Consider the following 20,265-nt stretch of genomic DNA (forward strand, 5'->3'; position numbering starts at 1 on the left):
TGCTGCTGTCCCGTTTCGTCCGTGCCCAGCTGGTCGTCTTCGGCATCCTGTCGGTGATCGGCCTGGGCGTGATGTCGGTGGTGTACATGAAACTCCCGGTCCTGGCCGGTATCGGCACCATCGGGGTCACCGTCGAGCTCCCGGAGGCCGGCGGACTCTACCGGTTCGCCAATGTGACCTACCGCGGGGTGCGGGTGGGGAAGGTGACCGGCGTCGAACTCGGCGGCGATGGGGTGCGGGCCACGCTGGCGATCGATGGTTCGTATCGGATCCCCACCGATCTGCTCGCGGAAGTCCGCAGTGTTTCGGCGGTCGGCGAGCAATACGTGGATCTGCTGCCGCGTACCGATTCCCCGCCCTATCTCTACGACGGCGCGACCGTCGAACGCCGCGATACCGCGGTACCACAGCCGGTGGGCCCGATGCTCGACCGGCTCAGCGCCCTGGTGGGCACCATCCCTCGGGACGATCTGCGCCGGCTGCTGGACGAGATGTTCGCCGGCGTCAACGGCGCGAGCGACGATCTGGAATCGCTGCTCACCTCCGCGGAGAAACTGACCGCGGAGATGAATGGGGTAGGCGAACAGACCCGCACCCTGGTGCAGGACAGCGTTGCGCTGCTGGATTCGCAGGTGCGGTCCGCGGACGCCATTCGTATCTGGACCCGGGCCACCGCGGACGTTACCGGTCAGTTGGTGGCCGATGATCCGCACATCCGGAATCTGCTGCGTTCCGGGCCCGGTTTCTCCGACGAGGTGGCGCGGCTGCTGGATTCGCTGCACCTCACCCTTCCGGTGCTGCTGTCGAACCTCACCTCGGTGGGTCAGCTCGCGGTCACCTACAACGCGGGCCTGGAACAACTGCTGGTACTGCTGCCGCCGGCGGTATCGCTGGTCCAGGCGGTACAGCCCACGAAGAACGCTTCCGGGTTGGGTATCGGCGACTTCCGGATCAGCGGTGTCTCCGATCCGCCCGCCTGTACGGTCGGCTTCCTGCCACCCTCGCAGTGGCGTTCACCGCAGGACGTGACGACCATCGATACCCCTGACAATCTGTACTGCAAACTGCCACAGGACCATTCCGTGGCGGTACGCGGTGCGCGCAATATCCCTTGCGCGAACAACCCCGCCAAGCGGGCACCCACGGCCGCGATCTGCAACAGCGACCAGGAATACGTTCCGGTGGCACCGGAACAGCCGGTGCTCGGCCCGTATCCCCGTGATCCCGAACTGGAAGGCCAGGGTGTGCCGCCGGATTCGCGTTTCGCGCCACCGCCCGGTAACGCGCCCGCCGCGGACATCCCGGCTCCGGCACCGGCGGTCGGGTTCGCGCGGTACGACCCGGACACGGGGGAGTACCTGGCGCCGGACGGGCGGCTCTACCGCCAGACCGATCTGGTGGCGGACAGTCACCGGAGCTGGGAGGAGATGCTTCCGCGCTGAAGAACGAGGGTGGGCGGTGGTTTCCGCGGCCGCCACCCGGAGGATCGGCGCCCGGCCGGGCCGGATCGGTGTGGACCCGGACATCGGATGGGGCCCGCGTGCTAACTCCGGGGCAGGCCGAGGACGCGCTGGGCGATGATATTGCGCTGGATCTCGGAGGTCCCGCCCGCGATCGTGCCGGAGAAACTGCGCAGATAGCGTTCGAACCAGCTCGGCGCGTGGTCCTCCAGGTTCAGCAGGTTGTGCCGGGAGGTGACCGCGGGGTGGATCAGCCCGTCGGCGCCGGCGGCGTCGAGGGCGGCTTCCAGGCCCCGCTGCACGCTCTCCGAGCCCAGTAGCTTCAGAACCGACAGCGCCGCCACATCGGTTTCGCCGCGGGCCTCTCTGGCCAGTGCCGTGGAGCCCAGTAGTTCCAGGGCCTGCAGATCCATCACCGCGGTGGCGAAACGGTCGGTATCCAGTTCGGTACGCGGGAGGAAATCCTGCACCAGCATCCGCAGGCGCTGGGCGAAACTCATCCAGAGCAGGGTGCGTTCGTGGCCGAGGGAGCCGGTGGCCACCGTCCAGCCCTGATTCGGCGCGCCGACCAGGTTCTCCACGGGCACCCGGGCGCCGTCGAAGAACACTTCGTTGAAATCCAGATCGTCACCGGCGCACGCGGAGGCGAACGGCCGTCGCCGCACTCCGAGCGTATCGGTGGGGATCAACAGCACCGAGATACCTCGGTGTTTGGGTGCGTGCGGATCGGTGCGGACGAAGGTCAGGAGGACATCGGAGTCGTGCGCGCCCGAGGTCCACACTTTCTGACCGGTGACCACGTAATGGTCACCGTCGCGCACCGCGCGGGTGCGTAACCCCGCCAGATCCGATCCGGCGCCGGGCTCGCTCATCCCGAGCGCCGCGGGCATCTCGCCGCGCAGGATCGGCACCGCCCACTTCCGTTGCTGCTCGGGCGTTCCGAATGTGATGAGGGAGGCGGCGATGATGCCCTGGCCCTGCGGGTTGCAGCTTTCGTAGATCCGGCGCGCCGCCAGTTCCGCACGGTGTACGTACTGTTGCAGTACGGTCGCGTTGCGCCCGCCGAACTCGGGCGGATAGCCCGGCACCAGCCAGCCGTGGTCGAACTGCAGGCTCTGCCATCGCCGTGCCCATTCCGGGACGTGGGAGCTCGAGCGGGGCCGTTCACCCGCGATCGCCTCGGGCGGCAGATGCTCGTCGAGGAACGCGATGAACTCGGCGCGGAACTGCTCCACGTCCTCGTCGAAAGTCAACTGCACGGTGTACCTCCTCTGGCTATATATGAGAATATCATTCTCCTAATGGGATATCCTAGTTTTCATAGGCGGTGCGGCCAGGGTGGACGGTGGGTTCATCCGGGTGCTCGCCACGGTGACGGGAGGTACGGCCATGCGGAGTGCCGGCGGCGGGCCGACCCTGCGGCAGCGCATCGACGCGCGGTCGGTGCGCACCACCGAACTTTTCGGCAGTACCCAGGTGCGGCGCTTCCTGGATGCGGCGCGCTCGCTGATCACCGAGCGGGGCAGCACCGATTTCACCATGCACGAGGTGGTCGCCCGGGCGGGGCAGTCACTGCGCAGTTTCTATCTGCTCTTCGACGGTAAGCACGAGTTGTTGCTGGCGCTCTACGAGGAGGCGATCGCCGGGATCGCCGACCGGATCCGCGAGGCCACGGCCAACGACGACGATCCACTGGACAGGCTGCGCATCGCCGTCGAGCTGCTGTTCGAGTTCTGCCGGCCCGATCCCGGCGCCCATCGTCCGCTGTTCACCGAATTCGCACCCCGGCTGCTCGTATCCGAACCGATCGAGATCCAGGTGGCGCACGCGGCGCTGTTCGACCTGCTGGCCGATCTCATGCGGGAGGCCGGCGCGGCGGGCCGGCTGCGGTCCCGGACCCGGCCACGCCGGTTGGCCGCCATGACATTGCACACCGTGATGTTCGTGGCGCAGGGGGCGCGACCCGAGGACGGCGCGCATCCGATCACCGCGGCCGAGGTGTGGCGGCTCTGCGCGTTCGGTGCGGTCGGGAAGGCCGGGGGTGTGGGGCTCGGCGGGTGAACCGGAACCGAGGACCGATCGGCCGCTCGATGCAGGGGGGTGACATCCAGCGGATATGATATTCTCTATTTTCGAGAATATGAATATCATCCGCCGGGTGCCGACTCGCGGTGCTCGGCGTTCAGGAAGTAGTCGCATGAGTATTTCGCTACTGCTGGATATGGCGGCCTCCTGCGCGCCCGATCGGGTGGTCGTCGTATCCGGTGACGTGCGGTGGACCGGTGCGGAACTGGACGCGCTGGCGCACGGGGGCGCGGGCGCCATCGCCGCCTCCGGCGCGCGCAGTGTGGCCTATGTGGGCACCGGCGGCGCGCTGCTGCCGCTGCTCGTCTTCGCTTCCGCGCGGGCCGGGGTGCCCTTCACTCCGCTGAACTACCGGCTCGGCGGCGATAAGCTCGCCGAGCTGGTGCGGCGACTCGATACGCCCCTCGTCGTCCATGACGACGCGTACACCGAGGCGGTGAAGGGTGACGCGGAGCTGCTGTGGGATTCGGAGCTGTTCCTGGAGCGCGCGCGTACCACCGCACCCGCCGGGGCGGAACCGGACCCCGAATCGGCGGCCGTCGTCCTGTTCACCTCCGGGACCACATCGCAGCCGAAAGCGGTGGAGCTCTCCCACAACAACCTGGTCGGCTATATCACCGGCACGGTGGAGTTCGCCTCGGCGGCCGACGACGATATCGCCCTGATCTGTGTACCGCCGTATCACGTCGCCGGTATCGGCGCGGCACTGTCGAACCTCTACGCCGGGCGGAAAATGGTTTATCTGCGCCATTTCGATCCGCGCGAGTGGATCCGGCTGGTCGATACCGAGCGGGTCACCACGGCGACCGTGGTGCCCACCATGCTGGACCGGATCGTCACCGGCCTGCGGGCCACCGGCTCGCGCCTGCCCACCTTGCGCATCCTGGCCTACGGTGGTTCCAAGGTGGCGTTGCCGCTGGTGCGTACCGCGCTGGAACTGCTGCCCCACGTCGGCTTCGTCAACGCCTACGGTCTCACCGAGACCAGTTCCACCGTCGCGGTCCTCGGCCCCGACGACCACCGGGCCGCACTGGCCTCCGCGGACGAGAAGATCGCCCGCAGGCTCGCTTCGGTGGGGCAGCCGGTACCGGGCATCGAGGTGCAGATCCGCGACGACAGCGGTGCCGTCGTGCCCGCCGGGATCACCGGAGAACTGTTCGTCCGCGGGGCCCAGGTGTCCGGCCGCTACACCGGGATCGGCTCGGTGCTCGACGCCGAGGGCTGGTTTCCCACCCGGGACCGCGCGGTGCTCGACGCCGACGGCTATCTGTTCATCCACGGACGCAGCGACGACACCATCATTCGCGGAGGAGAGAACATCGCACCCGCGGAGATCGAGGACGTGCTGGTGGAACACCCCGCCGTGCGCGATATCGCGGTGGTCGGCGTGGCGGACGCCGAATGGGGGCAGATCATCGTGGCGGTCGTGGTGCCCGCCGATCCCCCGCACACCCCGGACCCCGAGGAGCTCCGCGCCTGGGTGCGCTCGCGGCTACGGGGCTCACGTACCCCCGACCGGGTGGTGTTCCGGGCGGAACTGCCCGCTACCCCCACCGGGAAGATCTTGCGTCGCGAACTCGTCGCCGAACTGACCGGAACCGCCGGTGCCCGATCACACGGCCGCTGAAAGGAAGAACGCTCATGGTCACAACCGGTACCCGGCTACGCAGCCAGGTGTGTACCACCGAGGTCATCGTGGTGCGCACGGCCGGAAGCCTCGACGATCTGCGGGCGGGAGGAGTGCCGATGGTCCCTCTCGAAGGTGCCGCGCCGGCCCCGGCCGGCAGTCCGCGAGAAGGGTTCGCCGACGGCAATCTGATCGGTAAACGCTATATCGACGACAGCGGCGCCGAGGTTCTCGTGACCAAGGCCGGCGCCGGCACGCTGAGCGTGGGAACCACCCCGTTGTCCATCAAGGAAGCCAAACCGTTGCCCGCGAGCGACTAGACGAGTGATCGAGGTGGGAGAGATGTCCCGGACCACCACGGACCCGCTGATCCTGGCGGCCGAGCAGGCCGATGCCGAAGCGGCGGCCGCGGAGGCGGAGGCCGTCGCCGCGCAGGCCTCGGCCACAGCGGCCCGGGCCCGGGCGCGGGCCGCGCGGTTGCGCCGCGCGGCCGCCGGACCGGGAAGTGCCCCGGAAACGGAAACGGTGGCCACCGATCCGGCGGGGGCGGCCGCGCCGGTAAGCGACCATACCGCTGCCGCCGCGCCGACCGGGACAACCGCTGCTGCCGCCGCGCCGACCGGGACAACCGCTGCTGCCGCCGCGCCGACCGGGACAACCGCCGGTGGCGGCGATACCGGGGTAACCGAGGCCGGGGACACCGAGGTGGAGGCCGCGGATACCGGAGCAGGAGGGACCGTGAGCGCCGGACCGCGGTCCGCCGGGGCCGCCGGCGCGGAGGTACGGGCAGCCGGAACCGTCGAGGCCGAACCGGCCGACACGGCGCCGGACCCGGGAGCGCACGCCGAACCCGCCCCGAAAGGTACGGTGCGCGGCCGCTTCGCGAAACGGCTCCCGCGGGTGCCGGTCCGCGCGCTACCGCGCCCCTCGGGCCGGGTGCTCGGGCGGATCGCGGCGGCTGTGGTGATCGTCGTATCGCTCGGTGCCGGCGGTTTCACGGTGTGGAACCACTACCGGCTCACCGCCGAGCAGGCGCGTGCGGACGAGTACCTCGAGGCCGCGCGGGCGGGGGTCATCGCGCTCACCAGTCTGGACTCCACTCGGGCGGCCGATGATGTGCGCCGGGTGCTGGACCATTCCACCGGTGCCTTCCGAACCGATTTCCAGTCCCGTTCCGAGGATTTCACCAAGGTGGTGGCACAGTCCCGGGTCGCTACCCGGGGCGAGATCACCGCCGCCGCCGTCGAATCGATGACCGAGGAGTCGGCGGTCGTCCTGGTTTCGGCGGTTTCGAAGGTCACCAATTCCGCGGGGGCGCAGGAGGAGCCGCGGGTGTGGCGGTTGAGTGTCACGGTCACCCGGGACGGCTCCGCGGTGAAGATGTCGAAGGTGGAGTTCGTACCATGAGAATGCCCGGTTTCCCCCGTACCGTCCGCCGGCCCGGCGAACCGGTCCTCCTCGTGCTGTCGGCCGTGGTGGCGGTGGCCCTGGCCGCCCTGCTGGTCTTCCATTGTCGCCCGGACGCCCCCGGGGATGCGGTGCGCAACGAGGTGCTCACAGCGGCGACGGAGGGCACCGTCGCCCTGCTGTCCTATTCGCCGGATTCACTGGACCGCGATTTCGCCGCCGCGAAAGCACGGATGACCGGCGATTTCCTCACCTATTACACCCAGTTCACCGGGAAGGTCATCGCTCCGGCCGCCACGGAGAAGTCGGTGCGGACCTCGGCGACGATCGCGCGTTCGGCGGTGGCCGAACTGTACGAGGATTCCGCGGTCGCGCTGTTGTTCGTCAACCAGACCACCACCAGCGCCGAGAAACCGGAACCCGCGCTGGCCGCGAGCAGTGTGCGGGTGACTCTGTCGAAGGTGGACGGTTCCTGGCTGATCTCCTCGTTCGATCCCGTCTGAGCGCCGCCGGAGGCGGGCGGGTGGACCGGCGCGGACGACCGGCGTGCAAAATGGGATGTATGCCGCAAACGAGTCCTGTGACCGCATGGAAGGCCCTCCGTGAGGGTAACGATCGTTTTGTCGAGGGTGCCCTGCAACATCCCAACCAGGGCGTGGCCCTGCGCGCCGAACTCGCCGCGGGCCAGCATCCCGCCGCGATCGTCTTCGGTTGCGGCGATTCCCGGGTGGCCGCGGAGATCATCTTCGATCAGGGGCTCGGCGATATGTTCGTGGTCCGCACCGCGGGGCATGTCATCGACAGTTCGGTCCTCGGGTCGATCGAATACGGGGTGGAGATCCTGCACGTGCCGCTGATCGTGATCCTCGGACACGATAGTTGCGGTGCCGTCCGCGCGACGATCGACGCGCTCGATGACGGCGCGGTTCCCGGGGGGTTCATTCGCAGCGTCGTCGAACGCGTCGCGCCCTCGATTCTGCTGGGCCGCCGGGAAGGGCTGTCCTCGGTCGACGAGTTGGAGGCCCGCCACGTCGAGGAGACCGCGCAGCAGCTGGTCGAGCGGTCGGCCGTGGTCGCGGAACGTATCGAGGCCGGTGAACTGGCGATCGCCTGTGTCACCTACGAGTTGGCCGAGGGCCGCGCCCGGCTGAACCGGGCGATCGGCGATATCGGCCAACTCGAATAACGGGCTCCGGCGCCGAAGGGGGCCGGCCGCGGCTATGTGTCCGGCATGCTCGGCGATTCCACTGTTTCCGCGTGGGGAGTGGCGCCGGGCCCGGTGGTTTCGGGCAGCCTGGTGATCGCGTGTACGGGGCAGTCCAGGAGCGCCCGGGTCACGGCGTCCCGGTCGGCCGGGGCGATCACCGGATCACCGGCGAGCGAGGCGTAACCCCAGTCGTCGAGTGGGAAGTGTTCGGGTGCGTGTGCGGCGCAGATGCCGAACCCGGCGCAGAGCGTGCGGTCCAGTTTGATCTTCACAGCAGCGCCTCCGTCTCCACCCGGTAGGGGGCCCGGCCGGGCGCGGGTCCGGCCGCGCATTCCGGGCAGGGCTTCCCGAGGTGGGCCGCCACCTCCCGTGGGAAGCGGTCCAGCAGACCGGCCGCGGTATCGCAGGCGGCGTCGAGGGTTCCGCAGGCCCCGCGTCCGCGCAGCACCGTCGACCAGCGGCGGACTCGGCGCAGGTCGTCCGCGCCGGCGCGGCCCTCGGCGAGTGCGGTGACGGCCGCGGCCATGGCGGCCGTTCCGTTGAAACACGATCCGCACTGCCCCGCGTTCTCCCGGTCGAAATAGTTCAGCACCGCCGCGGCCACGGCCACCGGGCATTCGGTCGTGAGCAGCGCGATCGCCCCGCAGCCCAGGCCGGCTCCTGCCTGCCGCAGGGATTCGTGGTCGAGGGTCAGCTCGAGAACCCCGCGGCCGAGTAAACCGGTGAAATATCCGCCGATCAGTGCCCCGCGCAGTTCCGTCTCCGCTGTGCCGTGCAGGGCGAGCAGGTCCGCGAAGGGCAGGCCGTGCGGGAGCTCGTAGAGAACGGGTGGACGCCCCGCGGCGGTGACCGTGGCCAGGAAGGTCCCGGGGGAGAGCGGAGTGCCGGTGGCACGGAAGGCGTCTGTACCCCAGCGGTCCAGGAAAGGGAGATTGGCCAGAGTCTCCACATTGCTCACCAGCGTGGGCAGACCGGCCACCCCCGCTTCGAAGGGGCGCGGTGGTTTGTCGGTGGGTACGGCCGGGCCGCCGTTGATCGCCCGGACCGCCGCCGTCTCCTCCCCGGCGACGTATCCGGCGGCGACCCGCACCACCGTGACTTCCGGCCCGCCGGGCAGCGCACCGCCGAGTTCGGCCAGGGCCGCTTCGGCGCTGCGGGCCGATTCCGGGTCCGAGACGTAGACGTAGCCGCGCCGGGCCCCCACCAGCGCCGCCGCCAGTCGCATACCGTCGAGCACCAGGTGGGGCCGGTTCCGCAGCAGCCAGCGATCCTTGAACGAGGCGGGTTCGCCCTCCTCGCCGTTGGCCACGACCACCGTTTCCGTCCACCCGGCCGGTGCGCCGGCCCCCGCCCGGCCACCGGCCCGGACACCGCGCACCTTCACGGCGAACGGGAAGGCGGCCCCGCCCCGCCCACGTAATCCGCTGTGTTCGACCGCCTCCGTGAGGGCCTGTACCGGCCCCAGGGCGCGGTAGCCGCCGCTCGCACGGTATTCGTCGGCGCTCTCCACTCCGCCGCCCGTCCGGAGCAGGCGCGGCTCGGTGCCGGGATACGGGACCACGGTGAGCCCCCCGGCCGAGGAGAAGGTGTGCTGCATCGTCCCTCCTGAGTGGGCGCGGCGCCGGGCCGCGCGTATTAGGCTCTTACACATGCGAACTGCGGTGTTGCGGGTGAACATCGACCCGGCCGGTGAACTCACCGCCGATTCGCTGACGCGGGGTACGGCGGCCCTGACCGCCGGACTCGCCGACACCGGGGGCCGCGTGCTGGAGAAGGATCTCGCCGCGCTGCCACCCTCCCAGCGCGAGATCCAGGTGCTGCTGGAGACCGCCGACGCCACGGCCGATACGGAGCGTCTGGTCGCGCTCTGCGCGCTGGCGTTCGGTACCGAGCCGCTGCCCGGGGTGGTCACGTATATCAGCCGCGGTACCGACGCGGACGCCCACGGCGTACTCGCCGGCTTCGGCCTCACCGGGGAGATCGTCCGGTCGCCGGACCCCGAAGGCTACGACATCCTGTGGGTCCACCTGCGCGAATCCGATCTCGAGCGCGTTCCGGAGAGCCGGATACACACCGCCCTGGAAGCCGCCACCAACTGCGAGGTCCGTATCCATACGGTGTGATCCCGTGCCCGCAGCCGTCATCACCGGTCCAGGAATTCCAGGATTCCCGGCGCGGCCAGCACCCAGGTGTCGAACATGTTGTACCGCCGCACCCGGCCGTGGGCGCGATCGGCCATGGCCCGCTCCCAGGCGTCCTCCGGCCACGGCGGGTCGATCAGCGTGGACCCCTCGATCAGGCAGCTCACCTCGAGCGACGTGCGTTTGGGATGATCGAGATCCTTGGCTCCGCCGCGAATGACGAGGGTGGGTATCCGGATGCGGTCGAACATCTCGTCGTCCACCCCCGGTATGGTCTGCCCCGGTTTGGGCACGTAGGCGTTGAGCCAGCGCAGGGAGAGCCGGACGAATTCGTCGGCATCCAGCGCGCGCAGTCGTCGCTCGTTGTCCGGGTTCTCCGCGATGCGCTCGCGCCACTCCTTCATCCGCAGCAGTCCCTCGATCCCGAGCCCGCGCACGGCCTGCAAACTGGGCAGCACATAGTAGGCGCCCAGATTGAAGGTGCCGTAGACGCCGCCGACGATATTCCACAGCACCAGATCGGTCACCAGCTCCGGGTACAGCATGGCGGTGAGCATCGAATCGCGGGCGCCGCCGGAACCGCCGGCCAGGATCACCGGCCCGGTGCCGAGTGCGGCCAGCAGGCCGCGCAGGGTTTCGGCGCGCATATGCGATTCGGTCTGCCCGTAGAACTGCACATCCGACGCGCCGCAATTGGGCCGATCCCAGAGCAGCACGCGGTGCCCGCCCGCCACGAGGGCCTCGGCCAGCGGGCGCAGTCCGGGAATATCCTTGCTGTAGCGGCCACCGGGGGTGAGCACGATGAGATCGCCGGTCGTACCGAGTATTTCGTAGACGACCTTTCCGCCGTTGACCGTGACCGCGGGCATCGCACACTCCTGAAGGGTTCGGGTGGGAACCGGATCGGCGCTGTAGCGACCGCCCGGATCCGCGTACTGTCCGTCTCGGCTGATCAGGCGGTGATCAGCACCTCGTCCCCGACCACCCGGACCGGATAGGTGCGGATACTCCATTCCGGTTTGACCGCGGTGGTGCCGGTGGCCAGTTCGAAACCCCACTGATGCCACGGGCAGTAGACGAATTCGTTGTCGCGCACCATCACCGCATCGCCGGGGACCGATTCGTCGACCACCGTGCGGCCGCGTGTCCGGCCCGCGCACAGGGGCCCGCCCTCGTGCGGGCAGTAGTTGGCGATGGCGTAGAACGTGCCGTTGACGTTGTAGACCCCCACTCCGTACCGGCCGATGGGCACCACCTTCGACGAACCGGGCGGGATCTCGGCCACGGTGGCGACCACGTGTTCGCGGCCCTGCGCGAGCCGAACAGCGTCGCGGCCGGGAGGTGGAATCGGTTCGCCGTCGGCGGGCCGGACGGTGCCACCGGCGGCGGGGCGCGTGGGTTCGGTGTCGATGGGCCGGCCCGGTTCGCTGTCGGCCGGGCCGGGGTGTCCGGTGTGCGCGGTCATCAGTGCACCCGAGTCTGTCCGCGCAGTGCCGGTACGGATTCCGGCAGATGGTAGGTCTCGATACCGTTGCGGAACATCACCTTCTCCCGTGCCGCCGGCGGAAGATGTTTCACCAGCCAGCGGGGGTCGTCGAAGGTCCAGTGCGGATAGTCCGAGGAGTACAGCAGGATCTTGTCCGCTTCCATCCATTCCAAGGCCCGGGTGAGTTCGGTCTTGTCCTGCGGATAGTCCAGTGGCTGGGTGGTGAACCTGATGTGTTCCTTCACGTACTCCGACGGTTTGCGGGTGATCGGCAGGAACGAACCGCGGGCCGCGTAGATGGCGTCCATCCGCCACATCAGCGGCAGGATCCAGGTGAAAGCGTGTTCCACGAAAACGATGCGCAGCTGCGGGAAGCGGTCGAAGACCCCGTCGAAGATCAGGCTCATCACCTGGTTCGCCGCCAGCAGCGAGTAGGTGACCATGAAATCGTGGTTGTAGCTGGGGAACCCGACCGGCGGCATGGGCATCGTCTCGTATGCCCCGCGGCTGAGATGACAGCTCACCGGCAGCGAGTGCGCCACGGCCGCGGCCCAGATCGGGTCGTACCGCGGATCACCCCACGACGGCCGTGGTTCGGCCTTGATCAGGATCTGTGCCATGTAGGGATGTCCGGCCCAGTGCTCGATTTCGGCCACCGCGGCCCGCGGCTCGTCGATCGCCACGCAGATCGACCCGCGCCAGCGCTGGTGCCAGTTGTTGTACGGGTCGAGCCAGTGCGCGTCGAGCCAGCGGTTGACCGCGGTGGCCATCGCGGCGGTCGCCTCGGGGAGCCGGGTGGCCTTCACGGTGGGTTCGAGGATCACGATATCGGAGCCCGCCGCCATGATGAGCTGGCGGAAGGCCATATCCGGGTCGCTGCCGGGGAATTCGCCGTCCGCGGGAAAGGTGTCCACGCGCATGGCCTTCGAATGCGCGTAGTCGGGCGCGTCGTAGACGATGGTGTCGCCGACACGGTGGCTGAGGAAGAACGAGCTGCGCATCGGCTCCGGTATGTGGTCCACCAGCTCGCCCCGCCGGGGGACCGGGTGGACATCGGAGTCGACGACGCGTACCGGAACCATTTCCGTGGCGGGAATACGTTCCCGATCCTGTGCCGTGGTCATAGTGCCTCCTGGAGCACCTGTGCGAGAGCGGCCGTACGCGGTGCCGGCATCAGCCGGCCGTGCGCACGGCGTCCATATCGATGCCGTACAGGCGCGCGGCGTTGCGCCAGTAGAGTTTTTCGCGCTGCTCGGTCGTGAGAGCGGCCGGCAGGGTGTCGGTATCGCCGCAGTGCCAGTGCGGATAACTGGAGCCGAACATCACCATCTCGTCCTTGCCGGTGAAATCCAGCCATTCCGCCGCGAAGTCCGCGTCGCCGGGCCCGTCGATACCGGCGTGCACGAAGTACACGTGCCCGGGCAGGTAATCGCTGGGCATCCGGGGCGCCCACGGTGTCTGCTCGAGGTGCGGCCGGCCGAACGTATCCATCCGCCACGTGAACGGGGTCAGCAGATCGGCACCGCCGTCGGCCCAGACGAATCTCAGATCCGGGAACCGCTCGAACACACCCTCGGCGATCATGTTCATCAGGTGGTAGAGGTAGTTCAGGCCCATGAACCCGAAGTACTGCTCGTAGGTGCGGGGGTGACCGGAGGGTGTGGGCGGCAGGCCGATGCTCTCCCCGGTCTCGATATGCGCGGCCACCGGCAGGTTCGCCGCGGCCGCCGCCTCCCACAGGGGCCAGAACTGGGGTTTACCGTAGAGTTCGCGCGATTGCAGCGGGACGCCGAGCTGCACGATCCGGGGATGGCCGCCCAGGCGCTCGATCTCGCGCAGGGCGCCGCTGATGTCCTCCGGGTTGACCCGCAGCGTGCCGCGGAACCGCTGGGCGTAGGCGCTGTTCTCCAGCCAGCGCGAGATCAGCATATCGTTGTGGGCGGACAGTACCGCGGTGGTGAGGTGCCGGTCGGGCAGGATACCGCGGGTCATCGGATGCAGTACCGCCACGTCCACCCCGCGCGCACCGAAGAGGTGCTCGCCCACGAACTCCGGGTCCGAGCCCGGATACCCTTTACGGGGTCCGCGGGCGCCCTCGACGTATTCCCCGCCGGGCGCGCCGTACCAATCCATTTCGGCGTCGGGAACGCCCCGGCTCTTGAACGGTTCGCGCAGGAAGCCGCGCATATCGTCGTTCGAACGGAAGAAGATGTGCACGCTGGTATCGATCACCGGGGTGCGGGTGCCGTCGGGCAGGTCCTTCATCGCGATACCTCGGGGGAAGAGGTACCGGCCGAACCCCGCGGTATCGGCCGGTACCGCGGGAGTCAGTAATCGATCACGGCGGCCTCCGGCCGCTCGGTCACCGGGGCGGCCAGGCCCTGTTCGTCACAGATTCGCTGGAGCCGGTCCAGGGTCTCGTCGAGGCCGGGGCCCAGGCGTTCGCCGGGGGTGAAGGCGGCCGGCAGATGCCGCATGCCCTGGATGACGCCGATGGTGTCGTAGTGCACGGTGCCCTCGGGATCGCAGGTGTAGTCGGGCATCCGATCCAGCACCGCCAGCAGCATCGATTTGAATACCGTCCGCGCCACATTCGATCCGATGCACCGGTGGACGCCGAGGCCGAAGCTGAAGTGCCGGTTGCCTTTCCGGTCCAGCACGATCTCGTCGGGCTCCGGGAAGATGGATTCGTCCCGATTGGCCATCGCCCAGGAGAGCCACAGGCGGTCCCCTTCTCGGAACTCGGTGTTCTGGTAGGTGCAGTCCTCGGCGATGGTGCGGCCGTCGCCCGGTGCGGGGGTGAAGTAGCGGAGGAACTCCTCGGTGGCGGAATCGAGCAGTTCGTCGCGATCCCGGCTCAGTTCCGCGCGCTGTTGCGGATGCTCCGACAGCCATTCCAGCGAATGCGCGGTGAGGGCGGTGGTGGTGTCGAAACCGCCGCCGATGAGCAGGCCGATCATGCCGAGCAGCTCCATATCGGGGGCGGGTTCGCCGTCGATGCGCAGTTCGGTGAGCGCCTTGATCAGACCCGGGCGGGGAGCGGTTTTGGCCTCGTGGAGGCTGGTGAGGATATCGAGGCCCATCGTGCGGTGCATCTCCGCGACCCGCGCGGCATCCGGGGAATCCTCGGGTGTGTAGACCGAAGCGTGCACCGGATCGCTGTACACCGACCATTTCTTCAGCGGAATACCGAGCATGGCCAGGGTCAGTACCGCCGGGACGATATTGGCCAGGTCGTCGACGAAATCGATACGGCCGGTCTCGATCTTCTCGTCCAGGCAGGCCCGTACGACTTCGTCGATGAACGGTTGCCAGCGTTTCACCGCGGCGGGGGACAGGTACGGGTTGAGCACCGAACGGTAGAGGCGGTGCTCCGGCTCGTCCATTTCCAGCATGCCGCCGCGCACCATGGCGGCCCGGCGCGGTTTGGGAATGGAGATGCCCTGGTAGCCGCGGCGTTCGTTGTGCACATCGTGGTCGACCGAGACCTCCGGGCAGCGGGCGAGTTCGAAGACCGCGTTACCGCTGGCGGCGACCCAGTGCCCGTCGTAGGTATCGGTCCATGCCACAGGGCATTTCGCGTGCATCTCGCGGGTGATCGCGGTGAACCGCTCGCGGTATTCGGGGGTGTGCCGATCGAAATGGTACCGATTCTGTTTACGCCGGTCGTTATCCGTAGGAGTCACGGTCTGTAGTCCCTCTGCTGGTCACTGGGTGCGGCGAACCTTCGCCGGGGTCCCGGAACGCTGCGCCGCTCCGGGAGTCGTCGGGGTGCCGACTCGCCACCGGGCGGCGGCGCGCAGATCGATCGCCCTGCGATATACGCGCCGTCGGCACCGGCGTGGCCGGGCGGGGTCAGAGCTTGTGGTCGTACCACTTCAGGTAGCCGCCGGCGTCTACGCGCATCTGCATACCTGTGACGTAGCGGGCTTCGTCGGAGACGAGATACAGGATGGCGTTGGAGATGTCGACCGGTTCGATCCACGGCGTCTTCATGGCCTGCTGCACGTAGAAGGCGGGTTCGGCATCGGCGCGGGTCGGGTGTTCCAGATCGGGCCGGAACGATCGGTACATCGGTTCGCTCTGCAACATATCGGTGTTGCAGTTGGTGGGGTGTACCGCGTTGGCACGGATACCCCGGGGTGCGAGATGCCGGGCGATATCGAAGATGTAGTACGACAGCGCCCGCTTGGAATGTACATAGGCCATTCCGCCGAGATCCGCGCCCGGACGGTCCATCTTGCTGGTGTCCACCATCGCCGCGGTGGAGCCGGTGGCCACGATGGCCGCGCCGTCGCCGAGATGCGGGAGTGCGGCCTGGATGGCGTTGATCGTGCCGACCAGGTTGGTGTCGATGACATCGATCCACGCCTGGATATCGGGTTGGCCCTTCATACCGGCGACACCGGCCTGGGCGATCACGATATCGAGTTTGCCGAATTCCGCGACGCCCGCGTCCAGCGCGGCTTTCAGCGCGACGGCGTCGCGGACATCGGTCCGGGTCGCGATGATGCGGCGCCCGGTCTTCTCGACCAGGCGCACGGTTTCGTCGAGGTCTTCGGGGGTGGCCAGCGGATATCCGATGGTGGGCAGATCCTGGCAGAGGTCGACCGCGATGATATCGGCGCCCTCTTCGGCCAGGCGTACCGCGTGGCTCCGGCCCTGACCGCGCGCGGCGCCCGTGATGAATGCGACTTTGCCCTCGACACGTCCCACAGCATTCCCTTTCGATCCGTATTCGGGAGTGGCCTGCCCGGGGCGCCGGACCACCGGAGGTGAACGGCGGCACGGGGCAGGGTGCGCGGCGCACGCCGCGCGTTGATCCGGCCGTGGACCCGGTGCGGTATCGACCCGGCACCGCCGGGCGCCGGTGGCGGACATACGGCTGTTCTCGTATGCGAAAAGAACTACGTTTTCGCATACGAGAACGGTACTCTACCCCTGGGGTCGGCGGCAAGGTTTGACAATGAGGCTGGTTGCCCGTTCGGTCCGTAGTCGAGTGCCGATTCGGCGGCCGGGTTTCGCCGCGGTTCCGTGGGCGGTATCGGTGCCGTCGAATTCTACGTTCTCTTGAAAAGAGAATTTTATTTTCACCAGTCGGCGGCGGGGCCGCGACACGTTGTCCGCTCCCTTTTCGCGTGGTCCGGCGACTCCGCCGGCGCGGAAGGGGTGAACGGATATGAACATCCGAGCCGGCCGAGGCGGTGGCATATGACGCGGGCCGTTCCGGACGCACTACGCGCCCGGTATATCGCGAACGGCTGGTGGACGCGCGACACCATGGGGGGTCTGCTCGGCCGCGGTCTGGCCGCCGCACCCGCCGGCCCCGCGCTCATCGCTTTCACCTCCGGCACCACGAGCGCGCCCAAGGGTGTGGTGCATAGTCACCAGACCCTCGGCTGCGAAGCCCGGCGGCTCGCCGAACGCAATACCGAGGATCGCGGCGACCAGTATGGTCGAGCATCCCGACTGCACTCCGGGGCATCTCGCGCATATGCGCTATGTGGGCCCGGGTGGTTCGGCCGTGCCGGCCGCGGTGACCCGGATGCTGGCCGAGCTCGGGATCACCGCCTTCCGTGCGTACGGAAGTACCGAGCATCCTTCGATCACCGCCTCGGCGCTGGACGCCCCGGAGCGGGAGCGGCTCGCCACGGACGGCCGGGCGATGCCGGGGGGTGGAGATACGGATCGCGCCCGACGGCGAGATCCTGAGCCGCGGGCCGGATCTGTGCCTGGGATATACCGATCCCGAGCTGACCGCGCGGGCGTTCGATGCCGAGGGCTGGTACCGCACCGGTGATATCGGGGTTCTGGATGCCGCCGCCTGTCTGACGATTGCCGATCGCAAGGCCGATATCGTCATCCGCGGTGGCGAGAACGTGGGGGCGCGCGAGGTCGAGGACGTGCTCGACGCGATGCCGCAGGTGGTGGAGTCGGTGGTGATCGCGTTGCCCGATGAGCGCTTCGGTGAGGTGGTGGGCGCGGTGTTGCGGCTGCACCCCGGATGTGTCCTGCCGTCTCATCGGGAGGTGCGGGAGTTCTTCGAGCGGGCGGGGGTGGCGCGGCAGAAGCTGCCGGAGCGGTTGTTCGAGGCCGCGGACTTCCCGCGGACACCCAGCGGCAAGATCCAGAAGCATTTGATCCGTGAAGGTATTGCGACATCCGTACTGCGAGAATAGTATTCTCAAAAAGCGAGATTATCGTTTTACGCGGCGCCGGTCCGGCTCGTGTTCGCACGGCAGCCCGCCGGACCGGCGCCTTCTACCCCGCCTGCTCGCCGAAAGGACAGCGCAGTGCCATCGCATCAGCCGCCGGCCGCCGAACCCGCCCCGAGGACCAGCTGGGACGAGGAGACCGATGTCGTCGTCCTGGGCAGCGGCGCCGCCGGACTCACCGCGGCGCTCACCGCCGGGGTGGAAGGCGCGGCGGTGGAACTGTTCGAAAAGGCGCCCACCGTAGGCGGGACGAGCGCGGTCTCCGGTGGCCTGGCCTGGATCCCCGCGCACAACCGGGCGGAGCGGGAACTCACCGTCGACGCCGCGCTGGCCTATCTCACCGCGCAATCCCTGGATTCCATGGACGACGAGCTGGTCGAGGTATTCGTCCGCACCGGCGCCCGCATGCTGGATTTCGTCGAACAGCACAGCGGTGTCACCTTCGAAGTCGCCGAGGGTTTCCCGGATTACAAACCCGAACTGCCGGGCGGACAGCCGGCCGGTGGCCGCTCGCTCGGCCCGGCCGCCTATGACCTGGCCCGGCTCGGCGCCTGGCGTGACCGCCTCACCACCTTCCCGCTCGACTGGAGCAATGTCGGGTTCGACGCCGAAACCCGGGCCCGGTTGCGTGCCGTGCTCGGTGCTGCCTCCGCCGATATCTGTGTGGCCGGCCAGGCACTGGTGGCCGGACTGCTCGAAGGCGTACTGGCCGCCGGGATCATCCCGCGTACCGGGGCGCGCGGAGCGGAATTGATCACCGAGGGCGCGACTGTCGCCGGGGTCCGGATCGCGGTCGGGGACGGGGAGCTCACGATCCGGGCACGCCGCGGCGTGGTGCTGGCCACCGGTGGTTTCGAATGGGACCCCGGCCTGGTGAAGGCTTTTCTGCGCGGTCCGATGACCGGCCCGGTATCGCCGCCGCACAACACCGGCGACGGATTGCGGATGGCCATGGCGCTCGGCGCCGATCTCGGCAATATGGGCGAAGCCTGGTGGGTGCCGGTGGTTCAGCTACCCGGTGACACCATCGGCGGCCGGCAGCGCAGCCGCAGTGTGCGGCTGGAACGGACCCGCCCGCGCAGCATCATCGTGAACCGGGCCGGGAAACGGTTCGTCAACGAGGCCGCCGAGTACAACTCGATGGCCGGTGCCTTCCACTACCTGGACCCGCGCGGCGGGTACGTGAACAACCCCGGCTGGATGGTCTTCGATGCCGAGCACCTGCGGCGCTACGGGTTCCTGGGGGTCGAGCCGGGCGGCGCCGCGCCGGAATGGTTCTGCGAATCCGCGGATCTCGGCGAACTCGGCGCCCGGACCGGTATCGACCCCGCGGGGCTGGGCCACACCGTCGCCGAGTGGAACCGCGCGGTCGCGGCCGGCGCGGATCCGCAGTTCGGCCGCGGCGCCAGCGAATACGACGGTTATTGGGGCGATCCGGACGCCGATACGGTCGCCGGCCGCACGCTCGGGCCCCTCGACACCGCCCCCTATTACGCGGTGCCGGTGACCGTGGGCGCCATGGGCACCAAAGGTGGTCCGCGCACCGACCGCGATGCGCGGGTACGGCATATCGGCGGTGCGGTGATCCCGGGGTTGTACGCGGTGGGGAATGCGATGGCCGGGGTGACCGGCCGGGCCTACGGCGGCGCCGGCGGAACCATCGGGCCCGGGATGGTGTGGGGGTTCCGGGCCGGATACAACGCCGCCACCGGCGAATCGGTGAAGTGCTGAAACGGCACCCGCCCCGGTGGATCGACAGAGCGGAAGGTAGCAGTGCCGGAATACGAGAGTGTGTGGTGCGACCTGCAGGGCGTCGCGTTCAGCCAGGGGTATCTGGATGTGGAGGGAGTGCGCACCCGGTACCTGCACGCCGGTGACCGCAACGCTCCGGCGCTGGTGCTGCTGCACGGGTCGGGTGGGCACGCCGAGGCCTATGTCCGCAACCTGGCGGCGCACGCCGCGCACTTCTCCACCTGGTCGATCGATATGCTCGGCCACGGGTACACCGGCAAACCCGGGCATCCGCTCGAAATCGAGCACTATACGCGGCATCTCATCGCCTTCCTGGACACCATCGGCGCGCCCCGGGCACATATCAGCGGCGAATCGCTCGGCGGCTGGGTGGCCGCCCGGACCGCCTACGAGCATCCGGGCCGGGTCGACCGCCTGGTCCTGAACACCGCGGGCGGATCGCAGGCCGATCCGGAGGTCATGCGACGGATCGTCACCCTGTCCATGGCCGCGGCCGCCGACCCCACCTGGGAGACGGTGCAGGCCCGGATCAAATGGCTGATGGCCGATAAATCCAAGGATTACGCCGATATCGTCGCCAGCCGGCAGCGGATCTATCGGCAGCCCGGATTCGTCGACGCCATGCGCGACATCATGGCGCTGCAGGATCCGGAGGTCCGGGCCCGCAATCTGCTGGGCCCGGCGGAATACGGCGGTATCACCGCACCGACTCTGGTGGTGTGGACCAGCGACGATCCCACCGCCGACGTGGCCGAGGGCAAACGGATCGCGGCCATGATCCCCGGTGCGCGGTTCGAGGTGCTCCCGGGGTGCGGCCACTGGCCGCAGTACGAGGCACCCGCGGCCTTCGACGCACTCCATCTCGAATTCCTGCTGGGTGGTTGA

General features: G+C 68.7%; 19 protein-coding genes and 1 pseudogene. 11 read left to right on the forward strand and 9 right to left on the reverse strand.

All coding sequences use genetic code 11. The features are described 5' to 3' along the window. The first annotated feature begins 2 nt into the window (after window positions 1-2). Window positions 3-1,442, forward strand: coding sequence for an MCE family protein (locus tag ACYR7D_RS16660; protein WP_459550191.1), 1,440 nt, complete (start codon window positions 3-5; stop codon window positions 1,440-1,442). 101 nt (window positions 1,443-1,543) lie between these two features. Here the strand turns inward: ACYR7D_RS16660 and ACYR7D_RS16665 are convergent, their stop codons facing one another. Further along, window positions 1,544-2,719, reverse strand: a complete 1,176-nt coding sequence (locus ACYR7D_RS16665; protein WP_459545492.1) for an acyl-CoA dehydrogenase family protein — start codon at window positions 2,717-2,719, stop codon at window positions 1,544-1,546. Window positions 2,720-2,849: 130 nt separating this feature from the next. Here ACYR7D_RS16665 and ACYR7D_RS16670 point away from each other — a divergent pair, with 130 nt between their 5' ends. From ACYR7D_RS16670 to ACYR7D_RS16695, 6 genes are all read left to right on the forward strand, one after another. Continuing rightward, the gene (locus ACYR7D_RS16670; protein ID WP_459545493.1) at window positions 2,850-3,521 is read left to right on the forward strand and encodes a TetR/AcrR family transcriptional regulator; all 672 of its coding nucleotides are present in this window, start codon (window positions 2,850-2,852) and stop codon (window positions 3,519-3,521) included. A 136-nt stretch (window positions 3,522-3,657) separates the two neighbouring features. Further along, window positions 3,658-5,172: a class I adenylate-forming enzyme family protein gene (locus ACYR7D_RS16675; RefSeq protein WP_459545494.1), complete on the forward strand. Its 1,515-nt coding sequence runs from the start codon at window positions 3,658-3,660 to the stop codon at window positions 5,170-5,172. Window positions 5,173-5,186: 14 nt separating this feature from the next. Continuing rightward, window positions 5,187-5,492, forward strand: a complete 306-nt coding sequence (locus tag ACYR7D_RS16680; RefSeq protein ID WP_459545495.1) for a hypothetical protein — start codon at window positions 5,187-5,189, stop codon at window positions 5,490-5,492. A gap of 22 nt (window positions 5,493-5,514) precedes the next feature. After that, window positions 5,515-6,579 carry a hypothetical protein gene (locus ACYR7D_RS16685; RefSeq protein ID WP_459545496.1) on the forward strand — a complete coding sequence of 355 codons (1,065 nt, stop codon included), beginning with the start codon at window positions 5,515-5,517 and terminating at the stop codon, window positions 6,577-6,579. Continuing rightward, entirely contained in the window at window positions 6,576-7,082 is a 507-nt protein-coding gene (locus ACYR7D_RS16690; RefSeq protein WP_459545497.1) for a twin-arginine translocation pathway signal, read from the forward strand. Before ACYR7D_RS16685 ends, ACYR7D_RS16690 begins: the two co-directional genes overlap by 4 nt. A gap of 59 nt (window positions 7,083-7,141) precedes the next feature. Further along, window positions 7,142-7,765, forward strand: coding sequence for a carbonic anhydrase (locus ACYR7D_RS16695; protein ID WP_459545498.1), 624 nt, complete (start codon window positions 7,142-7,144; stop codon window positions 7,763-7,765). Between the two features lie 32 nt (window positions 7,766-7,797). On the opposite strand, the gene ACYR7D_RS16700 is transcribed toward ACYR7D_RS16695, so the two are convergent. Further along, window positions 7,798-8,058, reverse strand: a complete 261-nt coding sequence (locus tag ACYR7D_RS16700) for a ferredoxin (protein WP_459545499.1) — start codon at window positions 8,056-8,058, stop codon at window positions 7,798-7,800. After that, a complete protein-coding gene (locus ACYR7D_RS16705; protein ID WP_459545500.1) occupies window positions 8,055-9,383 on the reverse strand; it encodes an NADH-ubiquinone oxidoreductase-F iron-sulfur binding region domain-containing protein in 1,329 nt (442 codons plus the stop codon). Before ACYR7D_RS16705 ends, ACYR7D_RS16700 begins: the two co-directional genes overlap by 4 nt. Before the next feature lie 52 nt (window positions 9,384-9,435). Between ACYR7D_RS16705 and ACYR7D_RS16710 the strand changes: the two genes are divergently transcribed. Continuing rightward, complete coding sequence (locus ACYR7D_RS16710) at window positions 9,436-9,909, forward strand: hypothetical protein (RefSeq protein ID WP_459545501.1); 474 nt, start codon at window positions 9,436-9,438, stop codon at window positions 9,907-9,909. Between the two features lie 20 nt (window positions 9,910-9,929). Here the strand turns inward: ACYR7D_RS16710 and ACYR7D_RS16715 are convergent, their stop codons facing one another. From ACYR7D_RS16715 to ACYR7D_RS16740, 6 genes are all read right to left on the reverse strand, one after another. Further along, window positions 9,930-10,796, reverse strand: coding sequence for an alpha/beta fold hydrolase (locus ACYR7D_RS16715; RefSeq protein ID WP_459545502.1), 867 nt, complete (start codon window positions 10,794-10,796; stop codon window positions 9,930-9,932). 83 nt (window positions 10,797-10,879) lie between these two features. Then, window positions 10,880-11,275: a Rieske (2Fe-2S) protein gene (locus ACYR7D_RS16720; RefSeq protein ID WP_459550192.1), complete on the reverse strand. Its 396-nt coding sequence runs from the start codon at window positions 11,273-11,275 to the stop codon at window positions 10,880-10,882. Between the two features lie 116 nt (window positions 11,276-11,391). Continuing rightward, a complete protein-coding gene (locus ACYR7D_RS16725; protein WP_459545503.1) occupies window positions 11,392-12,537 on the reverse strand; it encodes an amidohydrolase family protein in 1,146 nt (381 codons plus the stop codon). 49 nt (window positions 12,538-12,586) lie between these two features. Next, window positions 12,587-13,678, reverse strand: a complete 1,092-nt coding sequence (locus ACYR7D_RS16730; RefSeq protein WP_459545504.1) for an amidohydrolase family protein — start codon at window positions 13,676-13,678, stop codon at window positions 12,587-12,589. A 62-nt stretch (window positions 13,679-13,740) separates the two neighbouring features. Next, the gene (locus tag ACYR7D_RS16735) at window positions 13,741-15,099 is read right to left on the reverse strand and encodes a cytochrome P450 (RefSeq protein WP_459545505.1); all 1,359 of its coding nucleotides are present in this window, start codon (window positions 15,097-15,099) and stop codon (window positions 13,741-13,743) included. A 169-nt stretch (window positions 15,100-15,268) separates the two neighbouring features. After that, the gene (locus ACYR7D_RS16740; protein ID WP_459545506.1) at window positions 15,269-16,129 is read right to left on the reverse strand and encodes a mycofactocin-coupled SDR family oxidoreductase; all 861 of its coding nucleotides are present in this window, start codon (window positions 16,127-16,129) and stop codon (window positions 15,269-15,271) included. Between the two features lie 588 nt (window positions 16,130-16,717). Between ACYR7D_RS16740 and ACYR7D_RS16745 the strand changes: the two are divergent. The 3 genes and pseudogenes from ACYR7D_RS16745 to ACYR7D_RS16755 all read left to right on the forward strand — a co-directional run. Further along, window positions 16,718-17,592 (forward strand): annotated as a pseudogene (locus ACYR7D_RS16745) (AMP-binding protein); the annotation flags it as partial. 114 nt (window positions 17,593-17,706) lie between these two features. After that, window positions 17,707-19,359 (forward strand): FAD-dependent oxidoreductase, encoded by a 1,653-nt coding sequence (locus ACYR7D_RS16750; RefSeq protein ID WP_459545507.1) that lies wholly within the window; start codon window positions 17,707-17,709, stop codon window positions 19,357-19,359. 42 nt (window positions 19,360-19,401) lie between these two features. Then, complete coding sequence (locus ACYR7D_RS16755; protein ID WP_459545508.1) at window positions 19,402-20,265, forward strand: alpha/beta fold hydrolase; 864 nt, start codon at window positions 19,402-19,404, stop codon at window positions 20,263-20,265.

Source organism: Nocardia sp. X0981, from assembly GCF_977089955.1.

Coding starts and splice junctions, on each gene's coding strand:
- ACYR7D_RS16670 (WP_459545493.1), top strand. CDS start 2,850: ATGCGGAGTGCCGGCGGCGGGCCGACCCTGCGGCAGCGCATCGACGCG.
- ACYR7D_RS16675 (WP_459545494.1), top strand. CDS start 3,658: ATGAGTATTTCGCTACTGCTGGATATGGCGGCCTCCTGCGCGCCCGAT.
- ACYR7D_RS16680 (WP_459545495.1), top strand. CDS start 5,187: ATGGTCACAACCGGTACCCGGCTACGCAGCCAGGTGTGTACCACCGAG.
- ACYR7D_RS16685 (WP_459545496.1), top strand. CDS start 5,515: ATGTCCCGGACCACCACGGACCCGCTGATCCTGGCGGCCGAGCAGGCC.
- ACYR7D_RS16690 (WP_459545497.1), top strand. CDS start 6,576: ATGAGAATGCCCGGTTTCCCCCGTACCGTCCGCCGGCCCGGCGAACCG.
- ACYR7D_RS16695 (WP_459545498.1), top strand. CDS start 7,142: ATGCCGCAAACGAGTCCTGTGACCGCATGGAAGGCCCTCCGTGAGGGT.
- ACYR7D_RS16705 (WP_459545500.1), bottom strand. CDS start 9,383: ATGCAGCACACCTTCTCCTCGGCCGGGGGGCTCACCGTGGTCCCGTAT.
- ACYR7D_RS16710 (WP_459545501.1), top strand. CDS start 9,436: ATGCGAACTGCGGTGTTGCGGGTGAACATCGACCCGGCCGGTGAACTC.
- ACYR7D_RS16715 (WP_459545502.1), bottom strand. CDS start 10,796: ATGCCCGCGGTCACGGTCAACGGCGGAAAGGTCGTCTACGAAATACTC.
- ACYR7D_RS16725 (WP_459545503.1), bottom strand. CDS start 12,537: ATGACCACGGCACAGGATCGGGAACGTATTCCCGCCACGGAAATGGTT.
- ACYR7D_RS16730 (WP_459545504.1), bottom strand. CDS start 13,678: ATGAAGGACCTGCCCGACGGCACCCGCACCCCGGTGATCGATACCAGC.